This window comes from Marinobacter sp. tcs-11, from assembly GCF_002049515.1.
GTDB classification, from domain to species: domain Bacteria; phylum Pseudomonadota; class Gammaproteobacteria; order Pseudomonadales; family Oleiphilaceae; genus Marinobacter; species Marinobacter nauticus.
Map to the genome: position 1 here is coordinate 52,222 of NZ_LLYU01000014.1, position 25,201 is coordinate 77,422.

The window sequence follows — 25,201 nt, forward strand, 5'->3', positions numbered from 1 at the left end:
GATGGTGTCAGGGCTACGTAAAGGTTCGGTAAAGGCCGGGAGCCCGCCCGCAGCGGTACAGAAGGGCCATGCTAGACTGTGGCCGTCACATCCCAGAGAGAAGACTATGCAGAACCGGGTACTGTTGATTGAAGATGACGACGAGTTACGGGAGCTGCTGGCCCGTTACCTTGCCAGCCAGGGCTTCAGTGTGCGTGAGGCCGCCAATGGTCGTGATGGACTGGCTCTCGCTCTGGGCCAGGATTGTGACATTGTGGTGCTCGATATCATGCTGCCCGATATCAATGGTCTGGATGTTCTGAGGCAACTTCGGGGCAAGACGCACCTACCCGTGATCCTGTTGACGGCCCGTGGCGATGAAACCGACCGAGTCGTCGGCTTTGAAGTGGGCGCCGATGATTACATTCCCAAGCCCTGCAATCCCAGAGAGCTGGTGGCGCGGCTTCAGGCCCTGCTTCGTCGTATCGCCTGGGATCAGAAAACCGAGGTAGACGCCAGCCGGACTTATGGCGACTTGCGGGTGGAGCCCGGCCAGCGCCGCATCTACCAGAATGACGCGCCCGTGGAACTGACGGGCACCGAGTATGAAGTGCTTCAGGTGTTGCTGGCCCATGCCGGCAGTGTGGTCCGCAAGACCGATCTCATGCAGTGGGCGCTGGGGCGCCGCCTTGAGGCCTACGACCGCACTCTGGATATGCACATCAGCAATCTTCGCAAGAAACTGGGCAATGATGACCCACCCCGCATCGAGACGGTGCGAGGACTGGGATACAGCTACCGGATACCCACATGATGAAGCGTTTCATGTTTCCTCTGTTCTGGCGGATTTTTCTATCCATCTGGCTGGCCATGGCGGTAACCGTGGTGGCCAGCCACCTTGCCTCGCGTTATCTGTTGGACCGGGAACGGCAGGCGATTGAACGCCAGGTGGGTTTACAGGAACTGGCTCGCGAAGCTCTAGTCATTCGTGAACAGCGGGGTCGGGGGGATGCCTGGCGCTTTTTGCGTTCGGAAGGTGAACGCCTGGATTTGCACCTGATGCTGATCGAAAAGGAGCAGGGCCAGCATCGACTGCCCCGGGCGATTCGGGAACGTATACAGTCCGGTTGGTACCCCCACAAACCAGCCGTTCTGGATCTGCAGGAGGGCTATCAGCTAGTTGCCTGGCCCCGGATGGGCGGCGATGGTTGGCTGGACCCGAGAATGTTCCGGTTTGTGGAGATGGGGCTGGCGTTCCTGTTGATCTCCCTGGCCTGTTGGTGGATTGCGCGAATGGTCTCGCGGCCGTTGAGACACATGGAGGGAACCGCCCGGGCGATTGCCGGGGGGGATACTGGTCTGCGGGTTGCTGGTCGCATTGCCCGGCGCCGTGATGAAGTGGGCCAGTTGGCGACGGCATTCAACGGTATGACAGACCGGCTGTGCCAGCTGCTGGACCGTCAGAACCAGCTGTTGCGGGATATCTCCCATGATCTTCGTACCCCGCTGGCACGCCAGCGGGTGGCGATTGAACTGGCTTCGGACAGCGGCGCCGATGAGGCATTGATGACCAGTATTCTGCGCCAGAACGAGCGGCTGGAAACCATGACCGGCCAGATTCTGACCCTGTACCGGGTGTCCGAGAACGGCGATGATATGGCGCGTGAGCCGGTCAAGCCGATGGTCCTGGTCAATCACGTGCTTCAGGATGCCGCCGATTATGCTGAGCACCAGCGCGTGGACTGCAAACTGGTGGCCTCGGAGGAGAGCAAAGCGGTGTCTGTGCTTGGCGACGGTGGTTTATTGCAGCGTGCGTTTGATAACGTGCTGCAAAACGCCCTGGATCACACGCCGCCGGGCAAATCGGTGAAGCTCTCTCTGTCCACGGGCAATGAGAGAATCCGTTTGATCGTCGCTGATGAGGGACCGGGTGCTCCTGAAGACCTGCTACAACACTTGTTTGAGCCTTTTTTCCGGGCTGACAAATCCCGTGGTGGCAAAGGTTGGGGGCTGGGGCTCGCTATTGCCCGTGATATCATTCAGGCCCACAACGGGCACATCAGTGCCCGCAACCGGGACGAGGGTGGCCTGGAAGTGATCCTTGAGCTACCGGTCTTTGTCGGAGGCTGAGGAATCGGCGTTCGGGCTTTGATCCGGTGCGTTGTCACTGCCCGGTTTCAGCTTGCTGGCGGCAGAAAAATCAATGCCTTCCTGCAGCTCGTCCTCATCAAACCGGATGCCGCAGGCGGCCTTACGTATCCGCGCAGGGGCCGCGGTCCCGGGTTGGGTCTGTTCGTTGTCTTCGGTCGTCATAGGATCGCCCATGAGTAAGGATTACCCGATTCCTGCAGGATACCTTGAGCGGGAAACGGAAGTGAAGAAAAGCCGTTTTATTGCCCGAGTGTATCCCGTCAGTGACCGGGACGACGTACGAACATACGTTGACCAGGCCCACCGTGACTACCCCGATGCCCGTCATGTCTGCTGGGGGTATCAGATCGGCCGGCCCGGCTCTGCGGCCGAGGCTGCCATGAATGATGATGGTGAGCCTTCCGGAACCGCCGGCAAACCCATTCTGGGCGTGATCCAGCACAAGGATATGGGAGACGTGCTGGTGATCGTTATCCGCTATTTTGGTGGTATCAAGCTTGGAGCCGGTGGCCTGGTTCGGGCCTATGCCGGCGCCGCTGAAAGTGTCTTGTCCGCCGTTGACCGCGTGGTGCAGCAGGCACGTGTGCAGGCAACGGTGCAGTTCGGGTTTGCCGATGAGCAACCGCTGCGGCACTGGTGCGACGGGCATGAAGGGCGCATCGACGCGATTTCCTATACTACGCGGGTGACAGCCAGCGTTTCCTTGCCCGTGGCTCAGCAACAGGACTTCAGCGCGTTTTGCGAGTCCCAGAAGATGGATTACCGTTTTGAAACCTGACTGACTGAGGCAGGCCGGTAGCCCTGGGCACGCGTATACTGGAGACATATGGGAACAACGGAGTTAAGCCTATGCGTATTATCATGATCGCTGCTTTGGCGTTGGCCATCACCGGCTGTGCCAGCAATGTGGTGACCGACTACAATCCAGCCACCGTTTTTGGCAATTACAGCAGCTGGGCCTTTGCCAGCAACGCCCAGGACTCTGGTTTCACCTCGCTGGATGACGCCCGGGTTCGGGACGCGGTAGAGCGCGAGCTGAACCGGAAGGCCATGAAAAAAGTGACGGAAACTGAAGCTGATCTTCTGATCAGCTGGCAGATTGTGGCCGAGGAACGGCTTGAGCAGGTAGGCGTTGGCCTGGGGTTCGGGTTCGGCCATGGCAACTTCGGCTGGGGCCTCTCATCGCCGCCACCAGTGCGAGAGGTAACCGAGGGCAAACTGGTGGTGAGAATGGTTGATCGGACCACCGAGGAAGTGGTCTGGCAAGCCGCGAGTCGACGCTATCTCAATGAAAACCAGTCGCCGGAAACCCGTCGGAAACTGATTGACGAGGTTGTCTCGGAAATGTTTTCCAAATACCCTCCGGGCCTGAACTGATTGCAGATAAAGGCGTAATCATGGGTATGAACAAGCGCAAGGGCGGCCTTGTGTTCTCCACGGACCAGGGGCGGATGTGCCCGGAGTGCCGTAACCCGGTGGATGACTGCACCTGCCGGGGAGCGCCGAGGCCGGCCGGAGACGGTATTGTGCGCGTCAGCCGGGAGACAAAGGGGCGCAAAGGCAAGGGCGTGACCCTGGTGACCGGTATTCCGCTCGACGACAAAGAACTGAAAGCCTACGCCAAACAGCTAAAGGCCAAATGCGGTACAGGTGGTACAGTAAAAGACGGCGTGGTGGAGATACAGGGCGACCAGCGAGATATTCTGGTGCCGTTACTGGAGCAGAAAGGCTGGACCGTCAAGCGCGCGGGCGGCTAACGTTCTGAAACTACCACAGTTGATCAATCAGGGGAGGCAGGCATGCACATAGCGGTACTTGGGGCAGGCGTCGTTGGTATCACCACCGCGTGGTACCTGCAGAAACAGGGGCACCAGGTAACCGTGGTCGACCGACAGAACCAGTCAGGGCTGGAAACCAGCTACGCCAATGGCGGGCAGGTATCGGTGTCCCATGCCGAGCCGTGGGCCAATCCTTCGGCGCCCCTGAAAGTCGCAAAATGGCTTTTCCAGCCGGATGCCCCACTGTTGTTCCGGCCGCGGATGGATCTTTACCAGTGGCGCTGGGCGCTGTCGTTCCTGGCTCAGTGTACCTCTGCCAAAGCCGCCCATAATATCCGCCAGATGGTCAATCTTGGCACTTACAGCCGTACATGCCTGCAGTCACTGCGAGACGAACTGAATCTCGATTATGACCAGTTAGCCAAGGGCATTCTGCATTTCTACACCAACCCTGCCGAATTCGATGCGGCTCTGGAACCTTCCCGCATCATGCGTGATCTGGGCTGTGACCGTCAGGTTATCGATGCTGGTCGTGCGGTTGAGCTGGAGCCGGCCCTTGAACCGATCCGTCATCGTATTGCCGGCGCGACTTACACCGCCGATGACGAAAGCGGCGATGCCCGAAAGTTTACCCAGGCTCTGGCTGAGAAATGTAAAGAAGCCGGGGTGGCTTTTGAATACGGCACCGAAGTGCTGGGTTTTGATCGCGCGGGTGACCGGATCCTTGGAGTGCTGGCGCTCAAGGACGGCAAACACCACACCCTTCGGGCGGACAGCTATGTGTTGAGCCTGGGCAGTTTCAGTGCGGTACTTGCCCGCCAGCTCGGGATGTTCCTGAATATCTATCCGGCCAAGGGCTACTCTATTACCGTGCCGGTGAAAAACGAAGAAGCGGCCTTTAACGTCAGCCTGACCGACGATGAATACAAGCTGGTTTACTCGCGCCTGGGCGACCGAATGCGTGTCGCTGGCACGGCAGAACTGAACGGTTACCGTCGCGACCTGAACTTTACCCGTTGTCGGGCGATTGTCCGTCGGGCTGCGGAAGTCATGCCCGAGGCTGGCTATTGGGATCAGGCCGAATTCTGGACCGGTTTGCGGCCCGCAACGCCATCCAATGTGCCCTACATCGGTAAAAGCCACTTCAGCAATCTGTACCTCAATACCGGGCACGGTACCCTGGGCTGGACCCACTCCTGTGGCTCGGCGGCCGCTCTGGCGGATATTGTGGCTGGCAAGAGTCCCGAGGTGGACTTCACCTTCTCCGGTCTCTGAGCAGCCGACGATTCCGGCAGTGCACAAATAAAAACGCCGGCGTCTGTTGCCAGGACGCCGGCGTTTTTGCTTCCCCGGAAGATTAGTCTTTCAACTGATCTCGAATCAATTTCTTGTTGATCTTGCCGACGCTGGTCTTGGGAATGTCTTCCACAAAACGCATCTGCTCGGGAATCGCCCATTTATTAATGTCGCCACTGTCGACAAACTGTTGCAGGTGCTGCTTGATATCCTGCTCAGAGATGGATTCTCCGGGCTTCAGGGTGATCAGGGCGTAGGGACGTTCCCCCCATTTCTCATCGGGCACACCTACCACCGCAGCCCCGGCAACGGCAGGGTGCTGGCTGATCATGTTCTCCAGGTCGAGCGACGACAGCCATTCGCCTCCGGTCTTGATCACATCCTTGATGCGGTCTTTGATGGTCAGCGTGTTGTCCGGCTCCATGGAGGCGACATCACCGGTGTGTAACCAGCCGCCTTCCCACAGTTCCTCGCCTTTGTCCGGCTGTTTGAAGTAGCTCTGGGTCAGCCAGGGGGCCCGGGCGACCACTTCACCTTTGGCTTCGCCATCATGGGGTACCGGTTTGCCATCAGGATCGACAATTTCCAGTTCCACCATGGGCACGGCTTTACCGGTCTTCACCCGGATTGCGGTTTGCTGCTCCAGGGGCAGTTCAAGATCCGCCGGGGAGAGGTGCGTGGTGCTCAGCAGCGGGCAGGTTTCCGACATGCCGTAGCCGGTGAACATCTTGATGCCCAGTTTCGCCCCCGCATCGCACAGGCCTTTGGTCAGGGCGCTGCCACCGATGAGCACATGCCAGTTGCTCAGGTCGGCGGTCTTGATGGACTCGGTGGCCATCATCATCTGCATGATGGTGGGCACGCAGTGGGAGAAGCTGACTTTGTGCTCCTTGAGCAGATCCACCAGCAACTCGGGTTCATAGCGACCGGGATAGACCTGCTTTATTCCCATCATGGTGGCCGCGTAAGGCACGCCCCAGGCGTGAACGTGGAACATGGGCGTAACCGGCATATACACCGAGGATGAACGCAACAGCGGCATTTCGTCGAAATGGGAGATGCTGCCGGCCATGGAAAGCGTATGCAGTACCAGCTGGCGGTGGCTGAAATACACGCCTTTCGGGTTACCGGTGGTGCCGGTGGTGTAGAAAGTGGTGGCGACGCTGTTCTCGTCGAAATCGGGGAAGTCGAAGTGGTCGCTGGCCCCCGCGAGCAGGGCTTCGTACTCGCCGTGGGTGTCGAAAGAGGCGTTGCCCGGCTTGTCGCTGTCGGTTACCTGAATCCAGGTTTTGACGGTTTTGATCTCGTCTTTCACGCCCTCGATGATGGGCAGGAAGTCATCGTGCACCAGTACCGCGTCGTCTTCGGCGTGGTTCATGGTGTAAACGATCTGCTCCGGCGACAGGCGCACGTTGACCGTGTGCAGTATGGCGCCAATCATCGGAATCGCAAAGAAACACTCAAGGTACCGTGGGGTATCCCAATCCATCACAGCCACGGTATCGCCGGGTTTGATACCGGCGTCTGTCAGGGCATTGGCAAGTCGATGGATGCGTTCGACAAGGTCCTTGTAGGTGTACTTGCTGCGATCGGCGTAAACGATTTCCTGGTCCGGGTTGTAGCGGGGGCCGGACATCAGTAACCGCTTGATCAGGAGCTGGTACTGGTGGGCATTGTCAGCCGGTTTGAGAATTCGGGGTTGAGCCATGTTGTTGTCCTCTTTCTCTGCTTATGTTTGTTGTCACGGTAAGAAAGACGGGCTGAGTGGGGCTTATCCGTAGGTACAGAGATAAGCAGTATCGGCATCCGTTTTTGCTTTGAAGCTTGCTTGCCCCGCTACCTCAAAGCTCTCGCCGGCGCCGAAGGTTTGCCAGTCTTGCTGGCCTGGCAGCAGCACGGTCAGTTCACCGCTGACGACCGTCATGGTTTCTTTTTCTGAGGTGCCGAATTCGTATTCCCCGGCACTGATAACACCGATTGTGGCAGGCAGTGTGCTGGACTGGAAAGCCACTGATTTTACCTTGCCATCGAAGTATTCATTGACTGTCAGCATGTCTGGTATTCCTTGAAATGGTTTGCAGCCTACTATACTGGAAATTCCTGTGCTGCCAATCACAAACTATTGGTTTGAGGTACCTTTTCCAGTTCGGGTTGGCTGCCCGTGCTTGAGCTCCTCGAGCCCGCTATTGAGTTTGTGGGTAACCGGGTCGTATCGTTCCTGCAGCTCATCCTTGATGGTGCCGGCCCAGAGTTTGGCGCCGGTGAAATAACCGGCCCGGCCTATGACATGAGCGGCGATCGGAGCTGTCAGAAAAATGAAGATAACAATGGCAACCGCCCGCGCGGCCACGGTACTGTCCCCGAAATAGAACGCCACGCCACCCATGGTCATCATGGCGCCCAGGGCACCGGCTTTGGTGGTGGCGTGCATGCGGGTGGGAAGGTCGGGCAACCTCAGAACGCCGATGGCGGCCAGTACCATGAAAGCAGCGCCCACCAGGAGCAGGACCGATACCAGTATTTCAATCATTCTTTACGCCTCCCCGCTCGACGAATCTGGCGAAGCCGATGGCTGCCAGAAAGGCAGTCAGAGCGATAACAATGGCAACATCCAGAAAACTGGCCACGCCGGTGTCAATCGCGTGCACTCCCACATAGCCGACCACGATGGAGGCGATCAGCTCCAGTGCGACCACCCGGTCCGGCAGGGATGGCCCCCGGGTGAGCCGAATGAAGGCGAAGAGCAACGCCAGTGACAGCATGAGATAGACAATATTGATCACCACATTCAGCATGACTGGCCTCCTAGCGCGTCACCTTCAGGATTCGGCGTTCGAGTTCTCTCAGGTCGCTTCTGAGCTGCTCTTCGTCGTGAAGAAACATGGCGTGGATAAACAGCACCTTCCGATCGTCAGAGACATCCAGGCTCAGTGTTCCGGGTGTGAGAGAAATGACACTGCTGACAAACAGAATTTCCATGTCGGTCTCAGCCCGGAGCGGAAACGCGATCACCCCCGGCTTCATATGCCAGACGGGCGTTGCGATGTCATAGGCGACCCGCAGATTCGACTTCACCAGTTCTTTCAGGAAATACACCAGGAAAGCGGCGAGACGGGGAATCCGGCGGGAATACCCTTTCAACACCGGCACCTGTTTCTGCAGCACCATGAGGGCGACGTAGCCAAAGATAAAACCTGCCAGCAAGTTCATGGCCGTGATGCTGCCCGTGAGGGTTACCCAGGCCAGAGCCAGCAGTAAATTCCAGAACAGGCCGATCATTCAGGCTGCCCTCCCAGAACGGCTGCGATGTAAAGCTGCGGGTTCATCAGCTGTTCGGCGGCGGATTCTGCAAGCATGTATATGGGCTGACCATAGAGGCCGATAATCAGAGTGCACACCGCAAGCGCCACCACCGGGGTGTAGTAGGCCCAACTGCGTTGGTCTTTGATGTCACCATTGAGCCGTCTGGTGTCGGTAACGTGCTCGGGGACTTTCTTCCAGAACACTTCCGCCCAGATCTTGATCATGGAGTAGAGCGTCAGCAAGCCCACCAGCAGGGCCACCGCTGCGATAAGGTATTCACTGGATTCCAGTGTGGCACGGACAACAACGAACTTGGCGAAAAAACCGGATAAAGGCGGAATGCCGGCCAGCGACAAGGCCGGGATCAGGAATAACAGCGCCAGATAAGGTCGCTGCCGATACACGCCACCCAGGTCTTTCAGGTCATAACTGCCCAGCAGGCGGTAGGTGATGCCGCTCACCAGGAACAGATTCGTTTTAACGATGATGTGGTGCATGATGTAAAACACGCCGCCAATCAGTGCCAGGGGCGTAAACAGCGCCAGTCCCAGCAGCATATAGCCGATCTGGCTGACGATGTGGAAGGATAGAATCCTCCGGAACTCGAACTGCGCGGCAGCGCCGAGCACACCGGTCAGCATGGTCAGAGCGGCCGCCCAGAGCAGGATGGTGTGGGTGTACTCCACATCCTGGGTGAAAATCAGGGTGAATACCCGATAGAGCGCATACACCCCGACTTTGGTCAGCAATCCCGCGAACAGAGCTGAGACCGCGACCTGAGGAGTGTGGTACGAGGCCGGGAGCCAGAAAAACAATGGGAATGCCGCTGCCTTGATACCGAACGACACCATGAACATGAGCGACACCACCGTGATCATGCCTGGATCATCAACCCGACTTACCTTCTGGGCGATATCCGCCATGTTGAGGGTGCCCACCATGCCGTACAGCAGGCCAACGGCCGACAGGAAGAGGGCCGATGAAAACAGGTTCAGGGTAACGTACTTGATAGCGCCTTCCATCTGGGCACGCTCGCCACCGAGGGTGAGCAGGGCAAAGGATGCCAGCAGCATGACCTCAAACCAGACGAAGAGGTTGAATATATCGCCGGTCAGAAAGGCGCCAGCGACCCCGGCAAGCAACAGGTGCATCAGCGGGTAGTAGCCGAACCTTTCATGGCCCGGAGGCGTTGAAGCCAGAGAATAGATAGCGATGGCGAGCCCGATAATGCCAGTCAGCACAATCATGATGGCGCTGAGGATGTCCGCTACCAGCACTATGCTGAACGGCGCCGGCCAACTGCCCATTTCCACCACCAGAAAGCCTTTGTCGATGGTTGAACGCATCAGCCAGATGCTGGCGACCAGTAAAAGAGCGGTGGCCACCACGCTAACCAGACGTTGCAGCTGAACCGATCGCCACAAAGCCAGGGATAGAGCGCCCGCAGTCAGGGGGATAAGAATCGGGAGAACAACTTCCAGGTTCAAGTGTCGGTATCCTTCATCTTGTCCAGATCGTCGGTGCCCACCACCTCATACGCCTTGCGGATCAGAACCACAGCGAAGGCCAGAACGCTGAACGCGATCACAATAGCGGTAAGGATGAGAGCTTGAGGCAATGGATCCGCTACTGCTCCCGCTACCTGCTTTGCGCCGTCAGCGATGAGTGGCGGAGCGCCTCGGGTTAAACCCGAAACCACGAAAATCAGCAGGTTTGCCGCATTGCTCAGAATGATCAGGCCAATAACGATTTTCACGATGGAGCGCCTGAGCATCATGTAGATACTGGCCGCGAACAGGGCGCCAACCACAAGGGCCATCACGCTTTCCATAGTGAGCTTCTCCATTTCGTAGCCTGTGTTCGAATCATCCCTCAACCTCCATCAGACCGATCAAAAATGCCATCAGCGTTCCCAGCACCGCCAGATACACACCAATGTCGAAGACCAGAACGGTTGATAGTTTCAGGTAGCTGTCTCCAGGCAGCGGAAGCTCCCACCAGTGGGCAGTCAGCATGGCCTGGCCGGAAAGCAGGGCCGGAATGGTTGAGGCCAGTCCGAACAGCAGGCCGGCTGCCAGGAGATCTTTGGGGTGCACCCTGAGGAGTTTCCGGGTAGCTTGCGCGCCGAAGGAGAAGGCATAGAGGACAAACGCGCTTGCGGCGACCAGGCCGCCGATGAAGCCGCCGCCAGGTTCATCGTGCCCGCGCAACAGCAGGAAAACCGAGAACATCAGTTGCAGCGGCATGATCGCCAGTGCCGCGGTGTGAAGGATCAGGGTATTGGGTTTCATGACTTGTACTGATCCTCCGCCCTGAGCTTGATCATGGAGTAGACGCCAATTGCTGAAAGGCCCAGTACAAAGATTTCTCCGAGGGTGTCCAGTTGCCGGAAGTCCACCAGAATGACATTGACGATATTCTTGCCAAACGCCAGGGTGTAGCTGTTTTCAACGTAGTAACTGGAAATACTGTCAAAGTACTGAATATCCAGTACCGCCATCATAATGAGTGTCATCACCACGCCTGCAAACACTGCGACAGACAGGTCCCGGTAACGTTCCCAGGAAGAGGAGAGCTTGGCGAACGGTGGCAACCGAAACAGTACCAGCACCAGCAGGATGACGGTGAGCGTTTCCACCAGCAGTTGGGTGATACCCAGATCCGGGGCACTGAAGTGAATGAAGGTCAGGGCCACACCAAACCCTGCAACCCCCAGCGACGCCACAGAACTAAGGCGGGATCGGGTGACACAGGCAAAAACCGTCGCCGCGACAATCAGCAGCGCGATGCCCCATTCGTAGAAAAAACTGTCGCTGAAGTCGAAATCCAGCTGCAGACCGTGCCGCGTCAGCAGCGTGAAGCCCGTCAGAGAAAACGTGACAAGAACCAGAACCAGTAAATAGGTGCCGAGCACGCCGTTCTGCAGGATTCGTGTCTGCCAGCCAGCAACCTGACTGATCCCTTCCATTAAGCGGAAATAACCGGCTTCCGGGCCGAATCGGCTGGCTGCGGTATTCATCGCATACAGGGTTGGCTGAAGTCTGTGCCAGGCCGCCACGAGGAACGAACCTGCCAGGAGACTGAGACCGGAAAGCATCAATGGAATGTTAATGCCATGCCAGAGGGCGAGGGCAGTTTCCACCGGGTAGCCGGAAATGGCCGAAATAGCCGCATCCAGAACCAGACTGGCGGGTAAAGATGGCATGACGCCGAAGATCAGGGCCAGCAGTGTCAGCACACCGGGGCCGACGAGCATCGCAAACGGAGCCTCGTGGGGCAGTTTGGGTGTTTTGACAACCGGGCCGAAAAAAGGCTTGATAATCACCAGGCCGGCGACGGCTACCACAAGAATGGCCGAGAGAACGGCTGCCACCAGCAGCCCGGTTTGCCATACCGGCGCATTCAACAACGACTCCAGCAACAGCTCCTTCGCCACGAAACCGAACAACGGCGGCAGGCCCGCCAGCGATAAGGCCGTGAGGCCGGTGATCACGGCTGTTTTGGGCATGCGATGCCTGAGGCCGCCCATCCTGGTAATGTCTTTGGTGCCGGTTTCGTGGTCCAGTGCGCCGGCGAGCATAAACAAGGCGCCCTTATACAGCGAGTGGGCCACCAGGAAACAGATGAAAGCTGTGATGGCCAGTTCCGTCCCCACGCCCACCAGCATGGTCAGGGTGCCCAGCGCCATCACCGTGGAATAGGCCAGAACCTTTTTGATGCCGGTGCTGCTGTAGGCAAGATAGGCGCCGGTGAGCATAGTGACGGCACCAAACACCAACAGCGAGCCGCTCCAAAGCATGTCTCCGTCCATTGACGGGTTCAGGCGGGCCAGCAGATACACACCCGCCTTCACCATGGTCGCAGAATGCAGGTAGGCCGAAACCGGGGTGGGCGCAGCCATGGCGTTTGGTAGCCAGAAGTGGAAAGGCGCCTGCGCGGATTTGGTAAAGGCGCCAATCAGTATGCAGACTGCTGCCGCGGTGTAATACGGGTGCTCATGAATGGACAGTTCTGACGCCAGAAGGCCCGAGAAGGAGGAATCCCCGGTGATAAAAATCAGCAGGATCAGGCCCGCCATCAACACGAGCCCGCCACCTGCGGTTACGAACAGGCCCTGGAGGGCAAACTTGCGCGCTTCGGTATCTTCATGGTTGAAGCCGATCAGCATGTAGGAGGTGATGCTGGTCAGTTCCCAGAACACAAAAAAGGTAATGAGGTTGTCCGAGAGTACCAGCCCGAGCATCGAGGCCATGAACGACAACATGATGACGTAGAACCTTGCCAGGTCTTTGTGGCCTTTAAGATAGGAGCCTGCATAGATCAGAATGAAGGTGCCGATGCCGCTGATCAGAAGGGCGAACACCAGGGACAGGCCATCAACCATGAAGTCCAGGGTAATCCCGAGGCCTGGCATCCAGGGCGTTTCAAGCAGGAGCTTTTCACCACCACGGATCGCGGGAATCAGGCTGGCGAAGTAGGCGGTGAGGGAGGCGGGGAGAAGAGCCAGTACCCAGCCGATGTAACTGCCTGCCAAACGATATAGCGCCGGTACCGCGACCGCCAGCATAAAACCGGATAGCACAGCCAGTAACATCATGGGAGAGGACTCCTTAAAGACCTGACTTTACGGGTATTGAAATATATCGGTGCCGGTAGCCTTTTGATTTATACGATTGTTTTGAACAAAAGGCTCACTGAGCCCTTGAATGAAAAGGGCTTATTGATCCCAGGTCTGACCGCGAGTTTTCTCAGAGGTTCTGACTTCCAGGTGCATGGCGGCCTTTGCCAGGAAGTTGGCACTGATGGGCGCCGTCATGAACAGGAACGCCGTGATCAGGATTTCCTCGATCCCGATGCCTCGCCCAAGCGTGCTGAAGTAGATCACGGAGCTGATCACGATAGCGCCAACGCCAACCGTGGTGGCTTTGGTAGGGCCGTGTAGCCGGGTGTAGAAATCCGGCAGTCGAGCCAGACCAATGGCACCGATGAGAGTAAAAACGCCACCGATAATCAGCATGGCGGAAATGGCGTATTCAGCGAAGGTGCTCATAGGGTGTCCTCCGGGTTATTCAATGACGCTGCCGCGCTTGAGGTATTTGGCCATGGCGACGGTTCCAACAAATCCCATAACCGCAATCAGCAGCGCAGACTCAAGGTACATGCGTGTTTTTAGCGTGATGCCCAACAGAATGATCAATGCGATGGCGTTAATGTAGAGGGTGTCCAGCGCCAGTATCCGGTCCGGCGCATCCGGGCCCTTGATCAGGCGGTACACGTTCAGCAAGGCGGCCAGCGTGACCATGGCAATGGTGATGTAGAGCGCGGTTAGCATCATTGGAACATCTCCAGCAAAGGCTTTTCGTACCGGTTCCGGATGGTGTCGATGACTTCCTGCTCGTCCTCGGCGTCCAGGGCATGAATCAGCAGCAGTGTGTTGTCATCGCTCACATCCGCGCTAACGGTGCCCGGCGTCAGGGAAATGGTGCTGGCTAGAATGCTGATAGCCAGCGGATCCTTGAGTTCCAGGGTGTAGCAGATGAACATCGGGCGTGGTTCGCGAGGGCTCAGTATCAGCCTTGCCACATCAACGCTGGCGACCACAATGTCCCACAGAACCCGCAACAGGTAGGCGGGTGTCTTCCAGGCCTTGAGCAAGGTGGGTGGATCTGGCCAGAAACCCTGGGTCATCAGGGGGATTATCCAGGCCAGGATCAGCCCAAGAACAATACTGCCGCCACTGATGCCGTCACTCAGAAACTGCCACATGACGAACAGGGTCAGGCTCAGCCAGGGGTGGGGAAACCTCAGTCGATCAAGCATCAGTCATCCTCCCCGACCATAGGCATCTGCAGGATTTCGATATAGGCATTGTTATTGTGTAGCTGTTCGGCCGTTGCATCGGTATAGCGTGTTATTGGACCGGCAAACACGACCAGGACGATCGCCAGTGCGGTGAGCGCGCCTGCTGCTACAGAAATCCGACCATTCAATGGGTCCGGCTTTTCCAGGTGGCCGTCGACGGTTCGCCAGAAAACAATACTGCCGGCCCGACTGTAGGCAATGATTGTGAGGAAGCTGCCAACCAGCAGCACTGACCAGAGCCAGGCCATTTCGAAACCGGGCTCAACGGACTGTAGAATCAGCAGCTTGCCAATGAAGCCGCTGAGCGGAGGCAACCCGGCGGCGGCAACGGCACCGATCAGAAACAGCACGCTCAGGAAGGTGCGGTTATGCATCCTGGGCGCGGTGATGATGCGATCGTTCGCGCTGCCGCGCTGATTGGCTATCAGTTCCGATACAAGGAACAGGCCGCCGACGGTCCAGGTCGTGCTGAGCATATAGAACAGGGCGGCAGACAGGCCGGCTTCGGAGCCCAGAGAGATGGGAGCCAGCAGGGTACCCACGGATATGATTACCTGCCAGGCCACAAGCGTCTTCAGGCTACCAGAGCCCAGAGCGCCTATGACGCCCATGGCCAGGGTGGCCAGAGCGATCGGGAACAACCAGTCCATGCCGAGATTGGCGAGCTCACCGGCTTCGTCGCCAAACACCAGCGGGTACACCCGCAGGATGGCGTAGATGCCCACCTTGGTCATGACCGCAAACAGAGCCGCAACGGGCGCCGTGGCTTTGGAGTAGGCACGGGGCAGCCAGAAACACAGCGGCAGAATGGCGGCCTTCAGGCCAAAGACTACCAGCAGCATCATGCCGCCGGCCTTGACGATATTCAGGCTTTCACCGGTTACCTGGGGAACCTTGACCGCAAGGTCTGCCATATTCAGGGTGCCGGTGACGCTGTAGATCATGCCCACACTGATCAGGAATATCGCCGAGCCGATCAGGTTGAGAACCACGTAGTGGAGGCCAGGTACAGTCCTTATGGTGCCTCCACCATGCATCAGCAAGCCGTAGGAGGCGATCAGAAGCACCTCGAAGGCAACGAAAAGGTTGAACAGGTCACCGGTCAGGAAGGCGATGTTGAGGCCCATCAACTGGAACAGGAACAGGGCGTGGAACTGTCGGTTACCCTCATCGGCGCCGCCGATGGCATAGAGGTGACAGAACAGGGCCAGAACAGAGGTCATGACCAGCATCAGCGCGGCCAGCCGGTCCAGAACCAGGACAATCCCGAACGGCGGCTGCCAGTTGCCAAAAGCATAAATGCGGTAACTGCCGTCGTTTGCCAGCACCAGAAGGACTATGGCCGAGACCAGGATCAGCACGGTGGTTGCCAGTGCCAGGGTTCGGCGCAGCGTGATGGGGGCATAGCCCATCAGTGCCTGCAGAATGCCGCCAAGCAGAGGAATCAGAATCGGAGCGGTAAGCCAATGGTTCATTTACCGGTTACCTCCTCGTCTTCCTGCTCCGGTGCTGGCGATTTATAGGGTTGCTTGCCATCAACATGGTCATCTTCGTTATCCGCAAGGTTTCGTAGCGACATCACCACCACAAAGGCTGTCATGGCGAAGCCAATCACGATGGCCGTTAAAACCAGCGCCTGCGGCAGTGGGTCGGCATAGCTTTCCGCAGTGCCGATAATCGGTTGCTTGCCGGTAGCCAGCCGGCCAGTGGAGAACAGGAAAAGGTTTACCCCGTAAGACAGGAGTGTCAGGCCAACCACCACGGGGAACGTGCGCGCCCGCAGCAGCAGATAAACGCCGGAGGCGGTCAGGGCACCAATCACCAATGCATAGACAAGTTCCATTACGCGCCCTCCCTCTTACTCTTGATGGCCGAATGCGGCGATATGCGGCCAATGGTCACCAGCGCCAACAGGGTGGCCCCGATTACCGTGAGATAAACACCCAGGTCGAAGACCAGTGCTGAGGCTACCTCGAACTTGCCGACTACCGGCCAGGTGATATAGCCGAATGTTGAGGTCAGGAACGGATAGCCGAAGGCCAGGCTGGCCGCGCCGGCAATGGTTGCGAACAACAGGCCCAGGCCAATGACGTTGTGATATTTGAACGGAATCCGGTCCTGGGTCCAGTTCAGGCCACTGGCAATGTACTGGAGGATCAGGGCTATCGAGGTGATCAGACCCGCGATAAATCCGCCGCCGGGCAGGTTGTGGCCACGCAGGAAGATGAATGCCGACACCATCAGGGACAGCGGCAACAGTGGCCGGGCAATCAAGCGCAGCATTAACGGGTAGGCATCCCGTGACCAGGCATGGCCTTCGCCATCACTGGGTGGTGGCGTCAGCGGCGTATTTTTCAGCAGCGCGTAAATGCCCAGGGCAGCAATCGCCAGAACGGTGATTTCGCCCAGGGTATCAAAGCCCCGGAAGTCCACCAGGATGACGTTGACCACGTTGGTGCCGCCACCGCCCGGTTTGCTGTTCTCAAGGAAGAAATCGGAAATCGAACTGAACGGGTGCGTTAGCATGGCCAGGGTAACCAGGGTCATACCAATACCGGCAATCCCCGCGATGGCGATATCCCGGAAGCGGCGTTTCAGCGGTGTCTCCACTGGCGTCCAGCCCGGCATGTAGTAAAGCGCCAGCATAAGTAGAACAATGGTCACGACTTCCACGGACAGTTGGGTCATGGCCAGGTCGGGCGCCGAGAAGCGGGCAAACGCCAGTGCAACGATCAGGCCGACCACGCTCAGCACAACCAGCGCGTAAAATCGCTGCCGGTGCACGGCTGCCGTCAACAGGGCACAAATGATCAGTACGCCTGCGGCAATGGCCGTGGGCCAGTCCACAGGGCTCAGCCCGGTCTCACCAATGAATATGCCCAGATCCAGCAGTGGCATGGCGGCAACCGCCAGAACGCTGACCACAAGCAGCATGGCGTATCTTTGCAGAGAGCCATTCTCGAGTCTTGCGGTAAAGGCGTTCGCCAGGTCGACGATCCGCAGTACGATCGCTTCGAATACGGCCTTCTCGTCGATTTCCTTGAAGCGTGCGTGGAAATCAAAGAACTTCTGGCGCTGGCTATACATGATCAAACCGCCAAAGAAAGCCGCAAAACTCATGATCAGTGGCAGGTTAAAGCCATGGATAACCGCCAGTTGATAATCCGGCACCTCGCCGCCAAGGGTGGCGTGGGCCGCAGCGTATAGCAGAGGCCCGACCGATACCGCCGGGAACATGCCTACCATGATGCATGCGAAGACCAGGATCTCCACCGGGATTTTCATGTACCGGGGCGGTTCGTGGGGAGGGTAGATGGGCAGATTGACGGGCTTGCCGTTAAAGAACACGTCGTGAATAAAACGTGCGGAATAGGCGACCGCAAAAATACCGGCCAGCGTGGCGACGATCGGTGGCAGCCAGGCCCAGATGCCGGGCAGGTTCAGTTGCAGGGACTCGGCAAAGAACATTTCCTTGCTCAGGAAGCCGTTCAGCAGCGGAACCCCCGCCATGGATGACGCGGCCACCATGGCCAGAGTGGCAGTGTGGGGCATGTATCGCCAAAGGCCGTTAATCCGGCGCATGTCCCGGGTCCCGGTTTCGTGGTCGATGATGCCGGCCGCCATGAACAGCGAGGCCTTGAAGGTGGCGTGGTTGATTACATGGAACACCGCGGCCACTGCGGCCAGTTCGGTTCCCATTCCGAACAGCAGGGTGATCAGACCCAGGTGGCTGACGGTGGAATGCGCCAGCAGCCCTTTCAGATCGTGCTTGAACATGGCCACGTAGGCGCCAATCAGCAAAGTTGCCATGCCGGTAAAACTGACCATGTAGAACCATTGTTCCGTACCAGCCAATGCCGGGTACAAACGCGCCATCAGGAAAATGCCGGCCTTGACCATGGTGGCGGAGTGCAGGTAGGCCGAAACCGGCGTTGGCGCCTGCATGGCATGGGGTAGCCAGAAATGGAACGGGAACTGGGCAGACTTGGTAAAGGCGCCCAGCAGTACCAGCGTCAGGGCGACGGGGTACATGGCGTGGGCTTTGATAACATCGCCGGCCGCCAGCACATCGTCCAGTTCAAAGCTGCCGACAATGTTGCCGATGATCAGAATGCCCGCGAGCAACGCCAGCCCACCGCCACCGGTCACCGCCAGCGCCATGCGGGCGCCACGACGAGCGTCCTGTTTGTGGTTCCAGAAACTGATGAGCAGGAACGAGGTGAGACTGGTCAGTTCCCAGAAAATCATCATCAGCAAGAGATTGCTGGAGAGTACGATGCCCAGCATGGAGCCTTTGAAACAGAGCAGCAGCGCGTAAAATTTCCCGATATTCTCGGCCGGCTTCAGGTAATAGCGGGCATAGAGAATGATCAGCACGCCAATAACCAGAATCAGCAGTGCGAACAGCAGAGACAGTCCATCGAGGCGGAAGCTGAAGGAAATGCCGATCGCCGGTAACCACTCCCAGGATTGCAGGACGGTGCCACCGTTGGCCAGTGTTTCCCAGTGCGGGAACAGGGCAGCCAGGGCAATAAGCGCCGGAACAGAAGAGGCAATCGCAATCGCTGTCCGCCCCCCAAGGGCAAACAGCGGGGCAGCTATAGCCCCCAGAAATGGCAGAAATACAACCAGCGGTAGCGACATCGCAACCTCGTTATCGGTGTTCTTTTACATGAGTACCAAAGGCGTGTTTGCCTGAGTCTAGTCTCCGACCAGCCACCGTGCACGATGAGCATCGGGATCGGGTCGGCATGGGTCAGGGTGGATTCAGCAGGAAACAGGCGGGTCCGGGAAATACGGAAGGCGTCCCCGATGCCGCGCGATGTCAGCGGTAACGGGTGGGCGGGTGATTCTAATGCAGCCGAAGGACCTTGCTGTCATGGTTGCTCCGTCAGTCAAACTTGAAATGCGATGATACGTGGCCCGTCGGTCAGGTCAAGTCAACTTGCCATTGATCAAGTGTATACTCCCGATAAATATTCGATGAGAGTGCGCCATGACCAACGCCTATCCCAACCTGCTGAAACCGCTTGATCTGGGGTTCACTGAGCTCAAGAACCGGGTGCTGATGGGGTCGATGCATACCGGCCTCGAAGACCGTTTCTGGAATATCCACAAGTTCGCCCGGTATTTTGCCGAACGGGCGGAAGGTGGCGTCGGGCTCATGGTAACCGGTGGCTTTTCTCCCAACCTGGTGGGGCAGCTGGCCCCGCTGGCGTCTACGATGAATAACCGTGCGACTGCTTTGCTGCATCGTCATGTGACCGGGGCCGTGCATGAAGCGGGCGGAAAAATCTGCCTGCAATTGCTTCACGCCGGTCGTTATGGTTATCAGCCGCTGATTGTGTCGGCCTCGGCCACCAAGGCACCGATCAGTCCGTTCAAGGCCAGAGCCCTCTCGACAAAAGGTGTGGAACGGCAGATCAATGACTTCGTGAATGCCGCCAAGCTGGCTAAATTCGCCGGCTACGACGGCGTTGAGGTGATGGGCTCCGAAGGTTATTTTATCAACCAGTTCCTGTGTGAACGCACCAACAAGCGAACCGACAAGTGGGGTGGGCCCTACGAAAACCGAATGCGCTTGCCGGTGGAGATCGTTCGCCGCATGCGTGAGGCGGTCGGGCCGGAATTCATCATTATTTACCGCCTGTCCATGCTGGATCTGGTGGAAGGCGGCCAGACCTGGGAGCAGATCGTCACTCTGGGCAAGGCCATCGAGAAAGCCGGTGCAACCATTATCAACACGGGTATTGGCTGGCACGAGGCCCGCGTTCCCACCATCGTGACCTCGGTACCCCGCGGCGGCTTTGCGGATGTGACAGCCAAGTTCTATGGCGAGGTGGACATCCCGGTGTGTACCACCAACCGTATCAATACGCCTGAAAAAGGCGAGGAAATCCTTGCTGCCGGTAAGGCTGACATGGTGTCCATGGCACGCCCGCTGCTGGCCGACAGCGAGTTTGTCCGCAAGGCGGAACAGGGGCGCGGCGACGAGATCAATACCTGTATCGCCTGCAATCAGGCGTGTCTGGACCATGTGTTCCAGGCCAAGCGCGCCTCCTGTCTGGTAAACCCCCGGGCCTGCCACGAGACCGAACTGGTGCTCACGGTAGCGCCTGTCGTCAGGCGCGTAGCGGTGGTCGGCGCCGGTCCCGCTGGCCTGGCAGCAGCCACCACGGCGGCAAAACGGGGGCACAAGGTGACCCTGTTTGAAGCTGACGATAAAATTGGCGGCCAGTTCAATTACGCCAAACGCATTCCGGGCAAGGAAGAGTTCTACGAAACCCTGCGTTATTTTCAGCGTCAGATTGATGTGCTGGAAATCGACCTGCGGCTCGGAACCCGTGTGGGGGCCGACGAGCTGATCGAACAGGGCTTTGACGACGTGATCATCGCCACCGGCGTCAAACCACGAACACCGAAGATTGAAGGCATCGACCACCCGAAAGTGCTTGGGTACCTGGATGTACTGCGCCACAACAAACCGGTGGGCAAGTCAGTTGCCGTGATCGGGGCCGGTGGTATCGGTTTTGATGTCAGTGAATTCCTGACTCACGATTTTGGCAAACACCCGGAAGGTGAACAGGTGAGTGTGGCTGAATGGCAGGCGGAATGGGGAGTGAATCCCGCGTTTGAGGGCCCCGGCGGCCTGGCCGAGCGGGCGCAGACCCCATCGCCCCGCAAGATCTATCTGATGCAGCGTAAAACCGGCAAGGTTGGCGGTGGCTTGGGCAAGACCTCAGGCTGGGTGCACCGGAGCAGCCTCAAACACCGGGATGTCGAAATGCTCCGGGGTTGCCGTTACGACCTAATCGACGATCAAGGCCTGCATATTACCCTGACCGACAAGGACGGAAAGACCGGCGAGACCAGAGTTCTGGCCGTGGACAACGTCATCATCTGCGCGGGACAGGAAAGCTATCGGGAACTGTTCGACCAGCTTGCGGATAAAGGCGTGAAAGCGCACCTCATTGGCGGTGCTGATGTGGCGGAAGAGCTGGATGCCAAAAGGGCCATCCGTCAGGGAACCGAAATCGCGGCAGCCATTTAAAAAGTGACCTGCTACGTCATCAGTTGACCGGAAGTGGCGTTCGATAGCTGTTGTCTGGATGAATGGCTATCGAACGGTTTTCAGGGCATTGGAAATCGCCTCTGCTTCGGCTTCCAATACCTGGCAACGCAGGCTGTTACCCTGCTGACTGGCCTGCGCGAGCTGCTTGCGCTTCATATCGTACAGCCGGTTAAGTACATCGGCCCGGCTCTGCTTCAACGGTGCGTTCATGGAAACGACCTCCCCCCGAAGGGTTAATACTGTCAAGATTATTTACGTACAGCGGCAAAAAATCGCCTACAAGACAGTTTGATGCATAACCCGCGCCACAGAAACACTACCAAAGACTGAATTGTGACCTGTAACACCATACTATCGGCCGAATTTCGCCCGATAGGCGCCCGGTGAAAGCTTCGTATGCCGACGAAACAGCCGGCTGAACGAACTCACATCCTCGTATCCGACCGCCCGGGTGACCGACTCAAGCCCTCCCGTTGAGGATTCGAGTAGCCGGCGAGCCTCCTCCACACGGAGCAGCTGCAGATAGCTGGACGGTGAATCCCCTGTCGCCTGCCGGAACCGACGTAACAGCGACCTTTCGGACAACCCGGCGAAGCTGGAAAGCTCTGGCAATGAAACCGGCTCTTTGAAATGCGCCTCCAGCCAATCCTGAACCTGGTGAATCACCTTGTCTGAATGGTATCGCTTGGCCTGCAGCACGCTATAGGGAGCCTGGCTCGTGCGCCCGGCGTCAATCACAAACGCCTTCGCCAACTCACGGGCCACTTGCGCACCTGCCAGCCGCTCAACCAGATACACCCCCAGATCCCACCAGGCCATACCACCCCCGGCGCAGGCCACAGGGCCATCAACCGTGACCAGCTTTTCGGCATGGAGGTTTACAGCCGGAAACTGCCGTCTGAACTGTTCACCAAACCCCCAGTGTGTGGTGGCCTCCCGACCGTCCAGTAACCCCGCCGCCGCCAATAAAAACGCGCCGGTACAGTTACTGGCCACCCGAACATCGCCGGGCGTCGCAGTCTGAAACTTTGAAAGCCACTGAATCAGGAGGGGGTTGGTTTGGAGAACTTCATCAATGGGCCCACCAATGGTCGGAATAATCAGCAGGTCATCGGAACCCAGTTCGTCGGCATTCTGCCAGGAACCATCCGCGAGCAAGGTCACGCCGTTGATGCATCGGCAGGGCTCGCCATCCTCGGTCAGCAGCCGGGTTCTGAACCATGCCGTCGGCTGCTCGCCATGGATTCGTGCCCAGGTCACCCCGGCCAGGCGAAACAGGTCGATCATACCGGTGATGGCGCTGGCCAGAGCTCCGTTAAAGCCGATGATAGTGACGGTTTTCACTGGGAAAATTCCTGTTTTCTGGCTTGTGGCGTTGCATGAACTGGCATGACGGCATTCTCTAAATCAGGCCGCTGGCATGGGGATTCTTTTCCGGGAGTGTGCGCAGCAGGCAAGCTGCGCTCAAGCCCCGATGGATGGGTTCACGGCGTCTCCCGAAAAGCTCCCCCACACCTCCTGCCGGGCGTCAGTCACCACTAGCTGGTGGCGGATTCAACCAAAAATAAGTCAGAAATGACAATTCCAACAACCATAGCCGTTATGAGACGCTATGACCAATCAACAGGAGACCAAGAATGACCGACACCCTGATCGACCGCCGCGACCTTGCCTTCCAACTTTATGAGGTGATGGACACCGAATCCCTCATCCAGCGCGAGCGCTTCAGCGAACACAGCAAAGAAACCTTTGACGCCGTCATCGAAACCGCCGACAAAATGGCGAAAGAAAAATTCGCCAACCACAACAGCGCCGCCGACAAAGACGAACCCAAATTCGTCAACGGCCAGGTGGAAATGCTCCCGGACGTCAAACAGGCCTTCGACGCCTACGCCGAAGCCGGCTTCCTCGCTGGCCGATACGACTACGACCTCGGTGGCATGCAATTGCCGGAATCCGTCATGGCGGCCTGCAACGGCTTCTTCACCGCCGCCAACCCCGGCACCGCAGGCTACCCGTTCCTGACCACCGCCGCCGCCAACCTGATTCGTGTATTCGGCAACGACGAACAGAAGGCCAAATTTCTGCCCAATATGCTCAGCGGCCGCTACAGTGGAACCATGGCCCTGACTGAGCCCCACGCCGGCTCCAGCCTGGCAGACATCCGCACCTCCGCCACGCCCACCGACGACGGCCACTACCTGATCAAAGGCGCCAAAATCTACATCTCTGGTGGCGAGCAGAGCATCACCGAAAATATCGTTCACATGGTGCTGGCGAAAATCAAAGGCGCACCGGCGGGCGTAAAAGGCATCTCCCTGTTCATCGTCCCGAAATTCCATGTGGACGAGAACGGCAACCCGGGCGACCGCAACGGCGTCAGCCTCGCCGGCCTGATCCACAAACTCGGCTATCGCGGCACTACCAGTACCGCCCTGAGCTTCGGCGATGATGCCCCCTGCCACGGCTACCTGGTAGGTGAACCCCATCAGGGCCTGAAGTACATGTTCCAGATGATGAACGAAGCCCGCATCGGCGTTGGTTTTGGCGCCGCTGTGATCGGCTATCGGGGCTACATGCACAGCCTGGAATACGCCAAGGACCGCCTGCAGGGCCGCAAGGCCAGCGAAAAGAATCCGGAAAGTCCGCAAGTACCCATCATCGACCACGCGGACGTACGCCGCATGCTGCTGGCCCAGAAAGCCTACAGCGAAGGCGGCCTGGCGCTCTGCCTCTACGGCGCCCGCCTGATGGATGATCAGCACACCCACCCGGATGAGCAGAAACGAATGGAAGCCGGCAAGCTGTTGGATTTGCTTACCCCGGTGATCAAAGCCTGGCCCTCGGAATACGGTCCGAAAGCCAACGATCTGGCAATCCAGGTCTACGGCGGCGCCGGTTACACTCGCGAATACCCGGTCGAGCAGTGCTGGCGCGACAACCGCCTGAACCCCATCCACGAAGGCACCAACGGCATCCAGGCTCTGGACCTGCTGGGCCGGAAAATCTTGCAGGACCAGAGCCACGGCCTGCAGCTGCTGATGCAGGAAATGCAGGTAGATCTGCAGGCGGCTACCACCGAGCGCTGCCAGCAGTGGGCGTTGTCCCTCAGCGAAACCCTGCAGCAGGCAGTAAAAGTCACCCAGAGCCTGGGCAAATCCCTGATGGGCGGCGAAGTCGACAAAACCCTGGCTAACGCCAGCTGCTATCTGCACCTGTTCGGCCACATTATCGTGGCCTGGATGTGGCTGCGGCAGGCCAATGCCGCAGCCCACGCACTGGGGTCTGCCAACAGCGACAGCGAACGCAACTTCTACCAGGGCAAACTGCAGGCCGCCCAGTACTTCTTCCACTGGGAATTACCCACCGTGGCTCAGGATCTGGTGCTGCTGCGGAATCAGGATGATACGTGTCTGAATATGAAGGCCGATTGGTTCTAGCTCTGGAGTCTTGGTTCTGTTCGTAGCCTGCTCGTTTTGGGGGGTTGTGTGAGCGGCTGGGCGCCCTTTCAGGGACACGCTACGAGCACTTCCCTGTGCGCTCGACTGTGGCCATCCATGGCCACAGACGGTCCCTGAAAGGGCTCCCAGCCGCTCGCGCCCGAGCAGGGGTGCATTTCGCAGGACAGTAAAGCGAAGCTTGGCAAAAACTGAGTTCTATTTATGGAACTGTGGCCTGGTATATCGCGGAAATGTGACGCGCGGGCGACGGGGAGGGCTTTTCAGGACCGTTGAGGGCCATGGACGGCCCGAAACGAGCC

At 58.2% G+C, this 25,201-nt stretch carries 26 protein-coding genes; 8 read left to right on the forward strand and 18 right to left on the reverse strand.

The annotated features are described in order from the left end of the window. The first annotated feature begins 106 nt into the window (after positions 1 to 106). Complete coding sequence (locus ARC85_RS14445) at positions 107 to 793, forward strand: response regulator transcription factor (RefSeq protein ID WP_199452380.1); 687 nt, start codon at positions 107 to 109, stop codon at positions 791 to 793. Next, a complete protein-coding gene (locus ARC85_RS14450; RefSeq protein ID WP_286715226.1) occupies positions 790 to 2,109 on the forward strand; it encodes a sensor histidine kinase in 1,320 nt (439 codons plus the stop codon). Before ARC85_RS14445 ends, ARC85_RS14450 begins: the two co-directional genes overlap by 4 nt. Here the strand turns inward: ARC85_RS14450 and ARC85_RS14455 are convergent. After that, positions 2,086 to 2,292, reverse strand: a complete 207-nt coding sequence (locus tag ARC85_RS14455; protein WP_223268788.1) for a hypothetical protein — start codon at positions 2,290 to 2,292, stop codon at positions 2,086 to 2,088. The genes ARC85_RS14450 and ARC85_RS14455 overlap by 24 nt on opposite strands. Before the next feature lie 10 nt (positions 2,293 to 2,302). On the opposite strand from ARC85_RS14455, the gene ARC85_RS14460 reads away from it, so the two are divergent. The 4 genes from ARC85_RS14460 (at position 2,303) to ARC85_RS14475 (ending at position 5,183) form a co-directional block, all read left to right on the forward strand. After that, positions 2,303 to 2,908, forward strand: coding sequence for a YigZ family protein (locus tag ARC85_RS14460; RefSeq protein ID WP_022991475.1), 606 nt, complete (start codon positions 2,303 to 2,305; stop codon positions 2,906 to 2,908). A 71-nt stretch (positions 2,909 to 2,979) separates the two neighbouring features. Continuing rightward, a complete protein-coding gene (locus ARC85_RS14465) occupies positions 2,980 to 3,507 on the forward strand; it encodes a DUF4136 domain-containing protein (RefSeq protein WP_153741000.1) in 528 nt (175 codons plus the stop codon). A gap of 20 nt (positions 3,508 to 3,527) precedes the next feature. Then, positions 3,528 to 3,887 (forward strand): translation initiation factor Sui1, encoded by a 360-nt coding sequence (locus ARC85_RS14470; RefSeq protein WP_153741001.1) that lies wholly within the window; start codon positions 3,528 to 3,530, stop codon positions 3,885 to 3,887. A 42-nt stretch (positions 3,888 to 3,929) separates the two neighbouring features. Continuing rightward, on the forward strand, positions 3,930 to 5,183 hold the full coding sequence (locus tag ARC85_RS14475; RefSeq protein WP_011786308.1) for a D-amino acid dehydrogenase: 1,254 nt from the start codon (positions 3,930 to 3,932) through the stop codon (positions 5,181 to 5,183). 82 nt (positions 5,184 to 5,265) lie between these two features. Here ARC85_RS14475 and ARC85_RS14480 read toward each other — a convergent pair whose 3' ends face one another. From ARC85_RS14480 to ARC85_RS14550, 15 genes are all read right to left on the reverse strand, one after another. After that, positions 5,266 to 6,912, reverse strand: coding sequence for a fatty acid--CoA ligase (locus tag ARC85_RS14480; RefSeq protein ID WP_011786307.1), 1,647 nt, complete (start codon positions 6,910 to 6,912; stop codon positions 5,266 to 5,268). Positions 6,913 to 6,975: 63 nt separating this feature from the next. Next, positions 6,976 to 7,257, reverse strand: a complete 282-nt coding sequence (gene ppnP, locus ARC85_RS14485) for a pyrimidine/purine nucleoside phosphorylase (protein ID WP_011786306.1) — start codon at positions 7,255 to 7,257, stop codon at positions 6,976 to 6,978. Between the two features lie 66 nt (positions 7,258 to 7,323). Beyond that, positions 7,324 to 7,734, reverse strand: a complete 411-nt coding sequence (mnhG, locus tag ARC85_RS14490) for a monovalent cation/H(+) antiporter subunit G (protein WP_222448906.1) — start codon at positions 7,732 to 7,734, stop codon at positions 7,324 to 7,326. After that, positions 7,727 to 7,999 (reverse strand): MrpF/PhaF family protein, encoded by a 273-nt coding sequence (locus tag ARC85_RS14495; protein ID WP_011786304.1) that lies wholly within the window; start codon positions 7,997 to 7,999, stop codon positions 7,727 to 7,729. Before ARC85_RS14495 ends, mnhG begins: the two co-directional genes overlap by 8 nt. Positions 8,000 to 8,009: 10 nt before the next feature. Continuing rightward, positions 8,010 to 8,483, reverse strand: a complete 474-nt coding sequence (locus tag ARC85_RS14500) for a Na+/H+ antiporter subunit E (RefSeq protein ID WP_286715229.1) — start codon at positions 8,481 to 8,483, stop codon at positions 8,010 to 8,012. After that, positions 8,480 to 9,994, reverse strand: a complete 1,515-nt coding sequence (locus ARC85_RS14505) for a Na+/H+ antiporter subunit D (RefSeq protein ID WP_286715231.1) — start codon at positions 9,992 to 9,994, stop codon at positions 8,480 to 8,482. Before ARC85_RS14505 ends, ARC85_RS14500 begins: the two co-directional genes overlap by 4 nt. Beyond that, complete coding sequence (locus ARC85_RS14510) at positions 9,991 to 10,338, reverse strand: Na+/H+ antiporter subunit C (RefSeq protein ID WP_183577713.1); 348 nt, start codon at positions 10,336 to 10,338, stop codon at positions 9,991 to 9,993. Before ARC85_RS14510 ends, ARC85_RS14505 begins: the two co-directional genes overlap by 4 nt. Positions 10,339 to 10,372: 34 nt before the next feature. Continuing rightward, on the reverse strand, positions 10,373 to 10,798 hold the full coding sequence (locus ARC85_RS14515; protein WP_286715234.1) for a Na+/H+ antiporter subunit B: 426 nt from the start codon (positions 10,796 to 10,798) through the stop codon (positions 10,373 to 10,375). Continuing rightward, complete coding sequence (locus ARC85_RS14520) at positions 10,795 to 13,104, reverse strand: putative monovalent cation/H+ antiporter subunit A (protein ID WP_286715237.1); 2,310 nt, start codon at positions 13,102 to 13,104, stop codon at positions 10,795 to 10,797. The genes ARC85_RS14515 and ARC85_RS14520 overlap by 4 nt, the downstream gene beginning before the upstream one ends. Before the next feature lie 120 nt (positions 13,105 to 13,224). Then, a complete protein-coding gene (locus ARC85_RS14525; RefSeq protein ID WP_121207188.1) occupies positions 13,225 to 13,557 on the reverse strand; it encodes a Na+/H+ antiporter subunit G in 333 nt (110 codons plus the stop codon). A 15-nt stretch (positions 13,558 to 13,572) separates the two neighbouring features. After that, the gene (locus ARC85_RS14530) at positions 13,573 to 13,842 is read right to left on the reverse strand and encodes a K+/H+ antiporter subunit F (RefSeq protein ID WP_011786297.1); all 270 of its coding nucleotides are present in this window, start codon (positions 13,840 to 13,842) and stop codon (positions 13,573 to 13,575) included. Beyond that, a complete protein-coding gene (locus ARC85_RS14535) occupies positions 13,839 to 14,327 on the reverse strand; it encodes a Na+/H+ antiporter subunit E (protein WP_023009135.1) in 489 nt (162 codons plus the stop codon). Before ARC85_RS14535 ends, ARC85_RS14530 begins: the two co-directional genes overlap by 4 nt. Further along, positions 14,327 to 15,844: a monovalent cation/H+ antiporter subunit D gene (locus ARC85_RS14540; protein WP_011786295.1), complete on the reverse strand. Its 1,518-nt coding sequence runs from the start codon at positions 15,842 to 15,844 to the stop codon at positions 14,327 to 14,329. The genes ARC85_RS14535 and ARC85_RS14540 overlap by 1 nt, the downstream gene beginning before the upstream one ends. Beyond that, positions 15,841 to 16,212 carry a Na+/H+ antiporter subunit C gene (locus ARC85_RS14545; protein WP_011786294.1) on the reverse strand — a complete coding sequence of 124 codons (372 nt, stop codon included), beginning with the start codon at positions 16,210 to 16,212 and terminating at the stop codon, positions 15,841 to 15,843. The genes ARC85_RS14540 and ARC85_RS14545 overlap by 4 nt, the downstream gene beginning before the upstream one ends. Continuing rightward, complete coding sequence (locus tag ARC85_RS14550) at positions 16,212 to 19,013, reverse strand: monovalent cation/H+ antiporter subunit A (RefSeq protein ID WP_278350305.1); 2,802 nt, start codon at positions 19,011 to 19,013, stop codon at positions 16,212 to 16,214. The genes ARC85_RS14545 and ARC85_RS14550 overlap by 1 nt, the downstream gene beginning before the upstream one ends. Positions 19,014 to 19,365: 352 nt before the next feature. Between ARC85_RS14550 and ARC85_RS14555 the strand changes: the two genes are divergently transcribed. Beyond that, entirely contained in the window at positions 19,366 to 21,420 is a 2,055-nt protein-coding gene (locus ARC85_RS14555) for an NADPH-dependent 2,4-dienoyl-CoA reductase (protein ID WP_278350304.1), read from the forward strand. Between the two features lie 66 nt (positions 21,421 to 21,486). Here the strand turns inward: ARC85_RS14555 and ARC85_RS14560 are convergent, their stop codons facing one another. Both ARC85_RS14560 and ARC85_RS14565 read right to left on the reverse strand, forming a co-directional pair. Continuing rightward, on the reverse strand, positions 21,487 to 21,651 hold the full coding sequence (locus ARC85_RS14560; protein ID WP_011786291.1) for a hypothetical protein: 165 nt from the start codon (positions 21,649 to 21,651) through the stop codon (positions 21,487 to 21,489). A 141-nt stretch (positions 21,652 to 21,792) separates the two neighbouring features. Further along, positions 21,793 to 22,785 carry a GlxA family transcriptional regulator gene (locus ARC85_RS14565; RefSeq protein WP_286715239.1) on the reverse strand — a complete coding sequence of 331 codons (993 nt, stop codon included), beginning with the start codon at positions 22,783 to 22,785 and terminating at the stop codon, positions 21,793 to 21,795. Between the two features lie 293 nt (positions 22,786 to 23,078). Between ARC85_RS14565 and ARC85_RS14570 the strand changes: the two genes are divergently transcribed. Then, positions 23,079 to 24,881, forward strand: a complete 1,803-nt coding sequence (locus tag ARC85_RS14570; protein ID WP_286715241.1) for an acyl-CoA dehydrogenase — start codon at positions 23,079 to 23,081, stop codon at positions 24,879 to 24,881. Positions 24,882 to 25,201: the final 320 nt, after the last annotated feature.